Raw genomic sequence first — 13837 nt, 5'->3', positions numbered from 1 at the left:
ACTGTGAGAGCTGTTAATCAAACAAGAAGAGTTTCTTGTTTGTAAGCTCGGAACCATGAGAAGTGTTAAGGAAACAACCTTGTGCTTGCACTCTCTGTGAGAGCTGCTTGTTGTTTCTCACTTCGGAACCGAAAGCGATGTGCACTTCTGCACCGCTGAAGGCAAAGTGGCGCAAAGCGACCCGCGTAGGCAGTTTGTAGGTTCGAAACCATAAGATTTGGAGAGCCGAAAATGATTACAATCGTATTTGGTCCTATGTAGAAATATAAATACTTGACATTATTACTAATTAGTACTATAATTTTCGAAGAGGTATTTACGATGAAGATAAAAAATACAACAACCTATGGGAAAAGTGCTGATAAGTCTATGAAAACATGGATACAGCTATTGAGAGCCTATAATAAAATAAGGGCAAATGAAACTGCTTTTATCACTTCATTTGGTATTACGATGAACCAATTTGAAGTATTGGAGGTGCTTTACCATAGAGGTGATATGAATATTGGGATGATTACAAAACTCATTATGAGTACACCCGGAAACGTAACGGTTGTTGTCAGAAACTTAAAGAGAGACGGCTATATAAGTTCTTTCCCGGATCCAAAAGATAAAAGGGCCTCTATTTTATCTATAACGGATAAGGGTAAAGAAGTGATAGCCAGGTTGTTTCCAACACATGCAAAAAACTTCGAAAGCTACTTTGAAGTTCTAAGCGAAGAGGAGACCGACACACTATTTACACTTCTGAGAAAATTACACAAGTCGTTGTAGTTTTTCTGTGTAAATATTACTAATTAGTATTAAAAGGAAACAAGATGAAATTGATCAAACTGGGACTTATATCGATTTTGGCAGGAGGGACACTGTTTGCAGGAACCTATAATGTTGATCCGGACCACTCCCATATCGGATTTAAAGTCAAACATATGATGATCTCAAATGTAAATGGAAAATTTGATACATTTAGCGGAACATTTGAATATGATGAAAAAACAAAAACATTCAAGAGTTTGAATGGAACGGTGGAGGTGAAGTCTATCAATACAGAGAATGCGAAAAGAGATGAACATTTGAGAACATCAGACTTTTTTGCGGCAGCAGAATATCCCAAAATGACATTTGTACTGGAAAAAGTTGAAGGGGATACGGCTTACGGTAAACTCACCATGAGAGGTGTATCCAAAGATGTGGCACTCGAGTTTGAAAATAACGGTATGGTGAAAGACCCCTGGGGCAATACAAGGGTTGGAGTAGCACTTAGCGGAAAAATCAACAGAATCGACTATGGTATAAAATACAATGAGATACTTGAAGCAGGCGGTGTTGCAGTAGGTGAGACTGTGAAGATCACTATTGAACTAGAAGGAATTTTGGCTAAATAACGAGTTATATCATCAGGGAGATAGATAATGAAACCGGCAACAATACAATTACAACCCAATAGAGATTATTACTACTGTACGTGTGCCAGAAGCAAAGATAAGATATTTTGTGACGGAAGTCACAAAACAACAGACTTTACGCCTTTAAAGTTTACTGTTGATGAAGAAAAAGAGTATCATCTATGTCGATGCAAGAAAACCGATAATGCTCCGTTTTGTGATGGTTCACACACAAAATGATTACCGGTAAATCCAAGGAGTACGGAATGTATCTGATATTTGTATCAAGTTTAAATGCAAACATGAAATTAGCCACCAGTATTAAAAACCAAATGAAAGAGAACAATACAGAGAGTGCAATCATTAATCTGGTTGATCTTGAACTACCGATGTATGACAGTAGAAAAGAAGACCGTGACGGTATCCCTGTGAAGATAGGTGAACTGGTTGAACGTATGAAAAAGGCTGACGGATATATTTTTGTCGCTCCTGAGTATAATTACTCTTTACCACCGGTTTTATCAAACTTCGTTGCCTGGGTCTCCAGGTGTGGTGAAGATTTCAGAGAAGTGTTTCAGATGAAAAAAATACAGCTTGCCACACATTCCGGTAGTGGTGGCCATGATCTAATGAATGCGATGAGAACACAGTTTACCAGACTGGGGGCTATTGTTATGCCAAGAGAGATCATTACGAATTTTCAAAAGCCACTACAGCTAGAAAGCAGTCAAAAAATATTGAAACAATTTATTCTCCAGGCAGAGTAATCAAAGGATACAAGATGGTAAAAAAATTGCCTAAAGAGAATATGGGACGTTCCCACTTGGGATGGCTTGAGAGTCGATTCCACTTTAGTTTCGCAGAGTATTACAACCCAAACCATATGAATTTTGGCGTGTTGAGAGTTGTGAATGATGATATTATCCATCCAATGAGCGGCTTTGAGATGCATCGACATAGAGATATGGAGATCATTTCGTATGTGGTAGCCGGCGAGATAAGCCATAAGGATTCAATGGGGAACATTGAAACGCTGAAAAGAGGAGAAGTCCAATACCTCAGTGCAGGGGATGGCATCTTTCATAGTGAACATAATTGGCACAAGAGTCAAGATCTCAGACTTTTACAGATATGGATCCTGCCTCCCGGAGAAGGTCTGGATAGACTTTATGGGTCTTATAGGTTTCAGGCAGAGGAGCGTAAGAATACGCTTTTAAATATTGTATCATCACAAGAGGGTGATGCTAAAATCAAAATTTATCAGGATGTCAACTTTTATGTATCTGAGCTTGATGCTGCGAAAGGTATAGACTTTACCATAGACAAAGATCGACAAATCTATTTTGTACAGATTGAAGGAGTTTCAAGAGTAAACGGAAGAGTGTTGGATGATGGTGATGCAATGGAGATCGTAGATGAAAGTACATTGCAAATAGAAGCTATCACTAATAGCCATTTCCTATTTATCGAAATGCCTAAAGAAGAGTAAAGTCGTATAGCGATATAGGTACGTATTTTTAGACAATGACAAGCGGAGTATTCGAAAATAAAGCCGCACAGCCAAATGCTTATGGATGCCGGATCAAGTCCGGAATGACAGACTGCTTTATCAGAGAGAGTAGAAGCAGGCTTTTATACACTGGTTTGTCGGTAGGTAGGCAAACCGTTAAACAATTGTGAAGCATTCTACGCTCGCTTGGCTTGTCCCTCTCCGGAGCCAAGCATAATGGCGATCCATCTGGTATTTTCCTGGGTATCGAGTGCGATCTTGATCATGATCGTAAGCGGTACGGAGAGCAGCATTCCGATCGGACCCAGCAGCCAGCCCCAGAAGATGAGTGAGAGAAAGACGATCAGGGTGGAGAGCCCCAAGCCTTTTCCCATGATACGCGGCTCAAGGATAGAACCGATCGATACATTGACGATGATGTAGAGCAGGGCAACCCCCAGAGAGGTAGAGATGTCATACTGGACGATGGCCATCAGTACCGCCGGTACCGCAGCGATGATGGAACCGATCGTTGGTATGAAGTTGAGCATAAAGGCGACAAGTCCCCAGAGTACGGCATAGTGGACATCAAAGATCTTGAGTCCTATCGTGATCACCATACCTGTGGCAGCTGAGGTAAAGAACTTGAGCAGCAGATAGTGTTTGATACTGTCACTGATATCGATAAACTTTTCAAGCGAATTGGAGTTGGTCTGTGTCAGTTTACGGCTAAACTGAGAGATCTCCATCAGCATGAAGACTACGGTAAGTATGATCATAAATGACTGGGTAACCAGTGAACCAAGGCTTTTCAGGGTCGTAGCGATATACTGCATGACACTCTGCATATTAACAAGGTTGAGGATATCCTCTTTGGGGATTCCTACGCCCCAGCTCTGAAGTTTTTCAAGGAGGGCTATCAGGTCCGCACGCAGTTTTGCTTCATAGGCAGGGACATTGTTGGTAAAGTCCTCTACGGAATTCCCTACCAGCAGGAAGAGTATCGTAATGATCGCTATCAGCAGTGAAACTATCATCACCAGAGCAAAGACTTCATTGACTCTTTTGGACTTCAGCCAGAGATAGAAAGGGGAGAGGATCACTGCAAGAAAGAATGCCAGCAAAAAAGGTACGACGATCACGGCTGCCATCTTGATACCTGCCAGGATAATCACTACGGCTGCCATCACAAGTACAGTATATCCGACCTTGAATGAGTTCTCTTTCATAGGGTATTCCTTATAGACACTATTGATAGATTATAGCTTGTTAGTAGTTAAAAGTGAGGTTGAGGGGGAGAGGAAAAGAAAGGGTCGGAAATCGACCCTTTTGAAGAAAATTATTTATTTTCCAAAATGAAAGCTTCCATATCAGCAACGATAGGATCAAGTGTTCTCTCTCCATCGATCACTTTAAGAAGATTTTTCTCAGTGTAGAATGCCTGGATCTCTGCCAATGGATCAGTATAGATCTTCATACGATCGTTAAATACCTCTTCACTGTCATCGCTTCTTTGCTCACCAGGTGCTGCTTCAGCTGCACGTCCAAGGATACGACCTCTTGCACACGCTTCGCTTACTCTTACTTCGATCACTGAAGTAAGCTCGATGTTCTCTTCTTTTGAGACGATCTCGTCAAATGCAGTCATTTGCTCAGTACTTCTTGGGTAACCGTCGATAAGGATCGTGTCAACCGGAGCATTGTTGATCGCTGATACGATGGTGTTTACGATGATATCAAGTGGTACGAGTGCACCTTTTGAGATGTAGCTCTCAATCGTCTGTCCAAGCTCAGAACCGCTTGCTACCTCTTCACGAAGCATATCACCTGTAGAGTAGTGTACGATATCTTCATGTTTTCCTGCGATGATACTCGCATCTGTAGTCTTACCTGAACCCGGTGCTCCGATGATCAAAAATAGTTTTTTCATTATAGTTCCTTTCTTTAATGTAGTATGCCATTTGCGCAAAGTTCAAACAGCTACGTTATCGCATATATGCGATTGAAGTGACGGGTCACTTGAGCACCCCAAGGGCACTTCTTTCAGGGAGCCTGCCGCTAAAGCAGTCCCAGTGACAAAGCAATGTGTTAAGCAGTAGGCAGCTGTCTGATTCTAAGGTTGAGCTCTTTAAGCTGCTCCTGGTCTACTACACTTGGTGCTTGTGTTAGAAGACACTGCGCCTTTTGTGTTTTCGGGAATGCGATAACATCACGGATAGAGCTGGCCCCTGTCATCAACATGATCAATCTGTCAAGACCGATCGCAAATCCACCGTGCGGCGGCGCACCGAATTTAAGTGCATCAAGCAGGAATCCGAACTTGTCTTGTGCTTCTTCTTCTGAGATACCAAGAAGTTTGAAGATCTCTGATTGGATATCTTCTTTGTGGATACGGATAGAACCACCACCAAGCTCCGTACCGTTAAGTACGATGTCATATGCGATAGATTCGATCTCTTCGATATCATCATAGTCAAGTGATTTTGGCTGTGTGAACGGGTGGTGAAGTGCTTTCACCTGACCATCTTCCACTTCGAACATAGGGAAGTCTACAACCCATAGGAACTCGAACTTGTCTTTAGGGATGATATCCATTGTCTCAGCAAGGAAGATACGGAATCTACCCATATAGTCCCATACAAGTTTCTTCTCACCTGCACCGAAGAATACCGCGTCACCCACTTCAAGTTCGCATCTGTCGATGATCAACTGGATATCTTCATCTGTGAAGAACTTCGTAAGCGGTCCTTTAAGCCCATCCTCTTTCATCTGGAAGTATCCGAGACCCTGCGCACCGAATTTACGTACGTAGTCCTCAAATCCTTTCATCTGACGCTTAGAGAAGATCTCATCACCTTTTGGAACACGTAGTGCCTTGATACGGTTCTTTTTCGGTGAACTTGCGATTTTAGAGAAGATCTCGTTGTCACATCTTTCAAAGATATCGATCACGTCTACCATTGCAAGATCATAACGCATATCCGGTTTGTCTGAACCGTATTTTTCCATCGCTTCAAAGTGCGGCATACGTTTGAATGTAGCAGGGATATCAAATCCGCATGCGGTAAATACATCATGTAGAAGTTTCTCAGCGGTTGCAATCACCTCTTCCTGGTCACAGAAGCTCATCTCGACGTCTATCTGAGTAAACTCCGGCTGTCTGTCTGCTCTAAGGTCTTCATCTCTGAAACATTTAGCGATCTGGAAGTATCTGTCAAATCCACCGACCATCAACAGCTGTTTGAAAAGCTGCGGAGACTGCGGTAGTGCATAGAACTCACCATGGTGTACACGGCTTGGTACAAGGTAGTCTCTCGCACCTTCCGGTGTAGATTTTGTGATAATTGGTGTTTCAACTTCTAGGAACCCAAGTTCATCAAGCGCGTTACGCGCAGCGATCGTCGCTTTTGATCTCAGTTTGAAGATATCGTAAGACTTTTGCGTACGGAGTTCAAGGTATCTGTGCTTGAGTTTGATCTCTTCGTTTACTTTTTCGTCGCCAAGATCAAACGGCATAGGCTTGGAACGGTTCTCGATCACGAGCTTGTCAACTACGATCTCTACTTTACCTGTTTTGAGCTTCGGGTTCTCAAGACCTTCACCTCTGGCTCTTACCTTACCTGTAGCGATCAGTACGAACTGATCTCTTACCTCTTCAGCCAGTTTATGTGCATCTGCATTGTCTGCAGGGTCACATACCAACTGTACTACTTCATCCTTGTCTCTTAGGTCGATAAAGATCAATCCACCATGGTCTCTGCGGCTGGAAACCCAACCAGCTACAGTAACCTCTTCACCAATGTTTGTTTCATTTACTTGGGCACAATAATGTGTTCTCACGTCGCTTCCTGTCCTGTATGTTGAATAGTGACGCGATTATATCCAATTGTTGTTTAAGAGTTTGAAAATGGTAGAATATCGGCCATAATATTTAAGGATGATAGATATGGCAGCAGGAATTTTTGCACTTTTGGATGATATCGCTACACTGATGGATGATGTCTCAACGATGACACAGGTAGCCACGAAAAAAACGGCAGGGATACTCGGGGATGACCTGGCAGTCAATGCGGAGAAGGCTTCGGGTTTTGCCTCTTCACGCGAACTTCCCGTACTCTGGGCGATCACCAAGGGCTCTTTGATCAATAAAGCGATCATTTTGCCTTTTGCCTTTTTGCTCAGTGCTTTTGCTCCTTGGCTCATCATCCCGATCTTGATGGTAGGAGGGGTCTATCTGGCGTATGAGGGAGCAGAGAAGATCTATGAGTACTTTGTCCCGCATGGGGAACACGAAAAACTGGAGAGCCTTGAGAAGCTTACCAATGAAGAGATATTGGCCCAGGAGAAAAAGAAGATAAAGTCTGCCATTATGACCGACTTTATCCTCTCGATCGAGATCGTGATCATTGCACTCAGTGCTGTAGCGACTGAACCGCTCACTGTCCAGATAGCTGCCGTGACATTTGTCGCTTTCGTGGCTACTGTGGGAGTCTATGGTCTGGTTGCGTTATTGGTACGTATGGATGATTTCGGGTACAAACTTATCGCATTAGGCGGGGGAGAGAGTAAAGTAGGGGAGTTTTTCGTCCTTGCTCTGCCGAAGGTGATCAAAGCGCTTACCGTTATCGGTACACTGGCGATGTTGCTTGTAGCCGGAGGTATCTTTGTACACAACGCTCATAGCATCCATGAGATGGTTCATTTCATACCTTTTATTTTTGGTGAATTGCTGGTTGGGTTGATCGTGGGTGCCGTGGCTTTGGCGGTCATGAAAGTAGTACATATACTTAAAGGTAGTTAGCGTACTCTATCGGTCTGACTTGCCAGATCGTAGGTGAAATTACTTTATATAGTATCTGTTAAATGGGTGATCTTTGATATCAAATTCGATGTGTACCACCCCTTCTTCTATGGATGAATTGAGTTTGAAGCCGCTGTGGTTGAAGAGCTTCATCATATGTTTATTTTCCAACAATACATCCGCAGTCAATCTTGAAATTCCTTTATCCCGGGCAATGGTCACAAGGTATTCAAAGAGCAGGGTGCCTATCCCTACGTCATGATAGGCATCATCTACCGCAAAGGCTATCTCCGCAACCCGCTCCGGGCGCTCCTCTTCATCTTGAACATACCTGCCGACCCCGATGATCTCTTCCTGACGCTTCTCCTCTTTGGTCACGACCAGAGCTACATGATGCTCAAAGTCCACTTCTGTAAAATATTTCAGTTCATCTTTTGTGAGGTTGCGTTTACCGCATAAAAAACGAAAATAGATGGATTTGCCCGTTAAACGGTGAAATCCATCAAGAAGACGTCGTTTGTCATCGGGTCTGATCGCACGTATCACTACATCCTCACCATTTCTAAGCACTATGTCCTGTGAAAACGCTTTGATATTTTGCATCTATCTCTCTTTATCTATCATGCTTCGTTACTATGATTATAGCGTATAGTGGGACCCGTACTTGTAAGTTGATGCGATAGTTTATCCTATGCATCAAATAAGAACGGGTTCACTTTTTTATTAAAGTGTAGAGTGACACTTTACACTTTAAGTAATATTACTCTATACTGTCACAAGTTCTACAGAAAAGGAGTTCTTATGGCACTCAAGATGAAAGAGTTGATGTCACAGACCGGTGAGAGCAAATCAACCATACTCTATTATATTAAAGAGGGGTTGCTTCCTGAGCCTTCCAAACCCAAACCCAATGTACATCTTTACGATAAAAGTTGTGTACAGATCATAAAGTTTATCAAGTATCTGCAGCATAACTTCTCTTACTCGATTGCAGAGATTAAGACGGTTTTAGAGAATAACCGTTTTGATTTTGACGGAAGTTTTGAGATGATCATCGATTCTCTCTCTTTGATATCCGGAGGAAAATCGGAAGAGGTATATACTGAAGAGGTCTTCTTGGAACGTACAGGTATTGATAAAAAAACACTTCACGCATATTTGCAGAAAGGGTATCTTTTCGAGAGCGAATCCGGCTATGGGAACAAAGAGGTTGAGATCGTCGGGATACTGAAGCGGGCAGAGAAGTTGGGGCTGGACTTCACTCTGCTCAACAGGTACGTAGAAAATGCCAGGTATCTTGCAAAGCAGGAAAATGAGATAGGCAAAAAGCTGCTTTCGAGTGAGACCGAGTCTCACAATGCACGCTATGAACTTCTGTTTGATCTGGTGCTTACACTTAAACCGTATATTTTTAACACACATACGATCAAAGCACATCAAGAAGGGCTTCATTAACCTGATGTCGGTAATTACGTTATAAAAAGGGGAAAATCAAATGAAAACACTATTCAAAATCACAGGGTTCAGTTCGTATATCTTGATCGTATTTCTTAATGCGATGACTGACCTTGGACATAAAATCATTCTACAAAATACGATCTTCAAATCTTATGAGGGGCCTGAGCTGATTATATTGACGGCGATTGTCAATGCGTTGATACTCTTGCCGTTTATTTTTCTTTTTTCGCCGGCGGGATTTATCAGCGACAAATACCCCAAGACAAAAGTGGTCGAGTATGCTTCATTGGCAGCTGTGGCGATCACATCACTGATTTTGATCTCCTATTACAGTGGTGCATTCTGGTTATCGTTTCTATTGACTTTTGTGCTTGCGGCACAGAGTGCGATCTACTCTCCTGCAAAATACGGATTGATCAAAGAGATGGTGGGTAACAGTAACCTGGCAAGTGCCAATGCCTTGGTACAAACCGTTACGATCATCTCTATACTGCTGGGAGCGGTAATCTACTCACTCTTTTTTGAGTCATTGCTGCAGGATCGTTCTATGGATGCTTCAGAGATATTGACCTACATCGCTCCTGTCGGTTACCTGTTGATCGCTGCAAGTATGATAGAGTATCTGTTTGCCCGTAGACTTCTCAAAACATTTCCTGCAGTCTCTGTCGATGAAGCGGCACATTTTGAACCCAAAAAATATACAAATCTTCATTATCTCAGAGAGAATATCCATACCCTCAAATCTTCAGAAGCGATCTGGCTCAGTATTTTGGGGCTGGGTATCTTCTGGGGTATCTCCCAGGTGGTGGTGGCGATCTTTGGAGAGTATCTCAAGAGTGACATCGGAGTGACCAATACAGTGGTGGCCCAGGGGCTGCTCTCCCTTTCCGGTTTCGGGATCATTGCCGGTTCCCTTTTTGCAGCGCGTGTCAGTAAACACTATATCGAGACAGGTATCATCCCGGTCGGTGCGCTGGGGATGACAGCTGTACTCTATATGATACCCACCATGCATACCGTAGAGGGACTTGCACTGCTGCTTTTCGGTTTCGGTTTTTTTGCAGGACTTTTTATCGTACCGCTCAATGCCCTGATACAGTTTGCCGCGCCGGATGAAAAGCTTGGAAAAGTGCTTGCGGGGAACAACTTTGTTCAAAATATCTTTATGTTCACTTTTTTGGTGCTTACGGCACTCTTTGGGTACTTGGAACTTTCAAGCAAAGTACTGTTTTATCTCATCGCCGCAGTCGCACTTCTGGGGATGGGGTATACGTTTCTTAAGCTTCCCCAGTCACTGGTGCGTTACATCGTCCGTTTCATTGTAAGTTTCAAGTATGATATCGATGTAGAGGGACTTGAGAATATCAAGCATGACAAAGGGGTACTGCTTTTAGGGAATCATATCTCTTTTCTTGACTGGGCCGTTTTACAGATCGCCTACCCGAAGCAGATTCGATTTGTCATGGAGAGAAGTTATTATGAGAAGTGGTATTTTAAGCCGTTCTTAGACTTTTTTGAGGTGATCCCTATCTCGAGCAGAGGGAGTAAAAGTGCGCTTGCCTCCGTCACCGAAGCATTGAATAAGGGTGATACCGTAGCGCTTTTCCCCGAAGGGCATCTCTCCCGCAATGGACATATCAGTACGTTTCAGCGGGGATTTGAGGTCGCAGCCAGAGAGGTGAGCGATGCGGTGATCGTACCGTTCTACCTCAGGGGATTGTGGGAAGATAACTTCTCGTATGCCTCAAAAAAGATGAAGCGTAAGAGATGCAAAGATATCTCCGTGACCTTCGGTGGGATGATGGATATACACAGTAGTGCCGGAGAGGTGAAAAAATCGGTTTTTGATCTCTCTGTAGTGAGCTGGAAGCGCTATGCACAGAGTCTACCGTCACTGCAGGAGGCGTGGATCAACTCTGCAAAAGAGGTGGGAAACAGGCTCTCTATGGCCGACTCGACAGGTATTGAGGTAAGCGGGCACAAATTCATCACAGGTACATTGATGATCGCAGGTGCACTCAAACCGATGCTGAGAGATACGCAAAATGTCGGTCTGCTTCTCCCTACTGCAGTGGGTGGTTCTATGGGCAATATGGCGCTGCTAAGCCTTGGAAAAACGGTAGTCAATCTCAACTACTCAAGCGGAGAAGAGAGCCTCAAACATGCACTGATGATCGCCGATATCACCCATGTTGTGGCATCCAGACAGTTTGTGGCCAAACTCAAAGCCAAAGGGTTTGATCTGACAGAGCTGCTTTCAAGCGTTGAGGTGATCTATCTGGAAGATATCAAAGGGCAGATGAGCAAAGCAAGAGGGCTTTTGACCCTGCTTACAGCAAAATTCCTTCCGGCAAGTTTGCTTCGTCTCCTCTTTATCAAAAAGGCAAAAGCAGAGGATACCGCTGCGATCCTTTTCTCCAGCGGTAGTGAAGGCACACCGAAAGGGATCGAGCTTACGCATAAAAATATGATGGGTAACATCAAACAGATCACCACACTACTTAACCCGAATGATGATGATGTGATGCTGGGTACCCTGCCTATCTTCCACTCGTTCGGGCTGACGGTAACGACACTGCTGCCGCTGATCGAAGGTATCCCTGTCGCAGCACATCCTGATCCGACGGATGGGTTCGGTATCGGTAAGATGGCTGCCAAGTATGAAGCGACGATGCTCTTTGCTACGGCAACCTTCTTTAGACTTTACACCCGCAACAAGAAGCTCAGTCCGCTGATGTTCTCCCATCTTCGTATGGCAGTAGCAGGGGCTGAAAAGCTGCCCAATGAGATACGCGATGCTTTCAAACAGAAGTTCGGTCACGATATCTACGAGGGGTACGGCGCGACAGAGACCACACCGGTCGCATCGGTCAATATCCCTGATGTCCTGATGCAGGACAGTTGGAAGGTACAGACGGGCAACAAGGCTGGTACCGTAGGTCTGCCGCTTCCGGGAAGCAGCTTCAAGATCGTAGACCCTGAGAGTTTTGAAGCACTTCCTACAGGAGAAGAGGGGATGATACTGATCGGCGGTACGCAGATCATGAAAGGGTATATCGGTCAGCCTGAGAAGAGTGCATCGGTCATCAAAGAGATTGACGGTATCAGATGGTATGTCACGGGGGACAAGGGACGCCTGGATGGAGATGGCTTCCTCACTATCGTAGACAGATACAGCCGTTTTGCCAAGATCGGTGGTGAGATGGTGAGCCTTGGACTCGTTGAAAGAGAGATAAACGGTTTACTGGGAGAGAACGACCAGATCGCTATCGCAGCAGTCCCGGATGAAAAGAAGGGTGAGAAACTGGTGCTTCTGCTTGAAGGAGAGATGGAACTGGAGGAGCTGAAAGCGCAGATCAAAGGGCTTGAGATGAACCCGCTGTTTGTACCGAGTGCGTATTTCAAAGTAGAGGAGTTGCCGAAACTCGGTACGGGAAAGGCGGACTTCAAAGGTGCAAAGAGACGCGTGACAGAACTAATGGGTCAAAAAGGGGAATAACAATCATGACTATTTACGATCTTAAACCGGCATTTCAAAATCTACTGCGCCTGCTTGTAAACAAGTGGACAAGTAGAGGTCAATGTGATCGCTGCACATATGATGCTTAGTTACAACCCTTGAAAGAAGTGAACTGAAACTTCTTTGTTTAAATCAGTAAATAGTTTAGCTTTTGTATAAAAAATCGATAATATAAAAATTATTAAGGTCACAATAGTTAGACTTGAATTCAATTGAATTATTTGGGGAAGAATAATTATGTTCTATTTTTAGTGTTCAATATTTTGTATTGGGTTTTTAGCGTAGAAATTGTTTTAAGGAAAGGAAAATGTTATGGGGATGATACTGGGACCAATCTATCTTTTAGGTATTTGGTTCTACGTTCTTTTTTATCAAACTATGAGAACAAGAGGAATGAATGTATTTTCAAGTCTGTTTGTTACTTTTATCGCAACACTACCTTTCACATATGATATAGTTATCACTTATATACTCGCTTTCTATCACTGTTATATCGCCTCTCCTCATCCAAAAACAGAAGTCGTTAAAAAAGTTGAATATCCTGAAGGTATCTATTGGGAAGATAATGTTTATCCGGGATTTAGTAAAGGGGATAGAGTATTAATGATTCTCAACTATCTTGATGGTAAGCACTTAAAGAGTATGGCGTTAAATGGTAATGATGGAAAGATATACGTATATCATCTTAAAGAGCCTCTATGGAGTAGTTATCAAGAGGAACATAAAGAACTTAAAGGTTTAAAACTCTATGAATCTTATGCGTATGAAGTGATGAAGAATGAAAAGGTTTATACCAAAGAAAGTATGCCAATAATGAACTATACCGTTAAATTTGATGAAGTAAGGCTTAATACGTTCACAAGAAAATTTCTTTATTCAGATGAGACAAAAGTGATAGAGAATAATACTGATCAAGTCATAGCTCATAGTCGAAGATATATGAGGTTATTCTTTAATATTGAGCCAAATTTTTTAGGAGGTGATTTATATCATTATTACAGTTCGGTAATGTGTGGACAACGGTCTAATAGCTTTGAAGATAGCGTTTTACAAGCAAGTGGACCAATTAATTATGGCAAAAAACATGAAATTTATTTAAATAAATATTTATATCTTACTAAGAGGAAAAAGTAAAGTAGATACCCTTATGACTCAAAAAGATTCCTGCATGTTTATACAGGAAT

At 42.9% G+C, this 13837-nt stretch carries 13 protein-coding genes; 9 read left to right on the top strand and 4 right to left on the bottom strand.

Annotated features, from left to right (window positions below; genetic code table 11):
• The first annotated feature begins 321 nt into the window (after positions 1-321).
• Genes AC4JOV_RS07930 through AC4JOV_RS07910 form a run of 5 tightly spaced genes read left to right on the top strand, consistent with a single transcriptional unit; the run spans position 322 to position 2874 of the window.
• A complete protein-coding gene (locus AC4JOV_RS07930; protein WP_229938117.1) occupies positions 322-774 on the top strand; it encodes a MarR family winged helix-turn-helix transcriptional regulator in 453 nt (150 codons plus the stop codon).
• 44 nt (positions 775-818) lie between these two features.
• Positions 819-1385, top strand: coding sequence for a YceI family protein (locus tag AC4JOV_RS07925; RefSeq protein ID WP_229938118.1), 567 nt, complete (start codon positions 819-821; stop codon positions 1383-1385).
• Positions 1386-1412: 27 nt separating this feature from the next.
• Positions 1413-1625 (top strand): CDGSH iron-sulfur domain-containing protein, encoded by a 213-nt coding sequence (locus AC4JOV_RS07920; RefSeq protein WP_229938119.1) that lies wholly within the window; start codon positions 1413-1415, stop codon positions 1623-1625.
• Between the two features lie 26 nt (positions 1626-1651).
• Complete coding sequence (locus AC4JOV_RS07915; protein WP_229938120.1) at positions 1652-2152, top strand: NADPH-dependent FMN reductase; 501 nt, start codon at positions 1652-1654, stop codon at positions 2150-2152.
• Between the two features lie 14 nt (positions 2153-2166).
• Positions 2167-2874, top strand: a complete 708-nt coding sequence (locus AC4JOV_RS07910) for a pirin family protein (protein ID WP_229938121.1) — start codon at positions 2167-2169, stop codon at positions 2872-2874.
• A gap of 197 nt (positions 2875-3071) precedes the next feature.
• On the opposite strand, the gene AC4JOV_RS07905 is transcribed toward AC4JOV_RS07910, so the two are convergent.
• From AC4JOV_RS07905 to aspS, 3 genes are all read right to left on the bottom strand, one after another.
• The gene (locus AC4JOV_RS07905; protein WP_229938122.1) at positions 3072-4103 is read right to left on the bottom strand and encodes an AI-2E family transporter; all 1032 of its coding nucleotides are present in this window, start codon (positions 4101-4103) and stop codon (positions 3072-3074) included.
• A 110-nt stretch (positions 4104-4213) separates the two neighbouring features.
• On the bottom strand, positions 4214-4804 hold the full coding sequence (locus tag AC4JOV_RS07900; RefSeq protein WP_229938123.1) for an adenylate kinase: 591 nt from the start codon (positions 4802-4804) through the stop codon (positions 4214-4216).
• A gap of 158 nt (positions 4805-4962) precedes the next feature.
• Positions 4963-6714 carry an aspartate--tRNA ligase gene (aspS, locus tag AC4JOV_RS07895; protein WP_229938124.1) on the bottom strand — a complete coding sequence of 584 codons (1752 nt, stop codon included), beginning with the start codon at positions 6712-6714 and terminating at the stop codon, positions 4963-4965.
• Positions 6715-6820: 106 nt separating this feature from the next.
• Between aspS and AC4JOV_RS07890 the strand changes: the two genes are divergently transcribed.
• Positions 6821-7675: a DUF808 domain-containing protein gene (locus AC4JOV_RS07890; protein WP_229938125.1), complete on the top strand. Its 855-nt coding sequence runs from the start codon at positions 6821-6823 to the stop codon at positions 7673-7675.
• A 39-nt stretch (positions 7676-7714) separates the two neighbouring features.
• Here AC4JOV_RS07890 and AC4JOV_RS07885 read toward each other — a convergent pair whose 3' ends face one another.
• Positions 7715-8278: a GNAT family N-acetyltransferase gene (locus AC4JOV_RS07885; protein WP_229938126.1), complete on the bottom strand. Its 564-nt coding sequence runs from the start codon at positions 8276-8278 to the stop codon at positions 7715-7717.
• A gap of 198 nt (positions 8279-8476) precedes the next feature.
• Between AC4JOV_RS07885 and AC4JOV_RS07880 the strand changes: the two genes are divergently transcribed.
• The 3 genes from AC4JOV_RS07880 to AC4JOV_RS07870 all read left to right on the top strand — a co-directional run bounded on the left by AC4JOV_RS07880 (position 8477) and on the right by AC4JOV_RS07870 (position 13787).
• Positions 8477-9130, top strand: coding sequence for a MerR family transcriptional regulator (locus AC4JOV_RS07880; RefSeq protein WP_229938127.1), 654 nt, complete (start codon positions 8477-8479; stop codon positions 9128-9130).
• A gap of 40 nt (positions 9131-9170) precedes the next feature.
• A complete protein-coding gene (locus AC4JOV_RS07875; RefSeq protein ID WP_229938128.1) occupies positions 9171-12632 on the top strand; it encodes an acyl-[ACP]--phospholipid O-acyltransferase in 3462 nt (1153 codons plus the stop codon).
• 333 nt (positions 12633-12965) lie between these two features.
• A complete protein-coding gene (locus AC4JOV_RS07870; protein ID WP_229938129.1) occupies positions 12966-13787 on the top strand; it encodes a hypothetical protein in 822 nt (273 codons plus the stop codon).
• Positions 13788-13837 lie beyond the last annotated feature (50 nt).

Source organism: Sulfurovum sp. MH2-6, from assembly GCF_058374785.1.
Note: the sequence above shows the minus strand (reverse complement) of the source record. Positions and strands in the feature narration are given on the sequence as shown.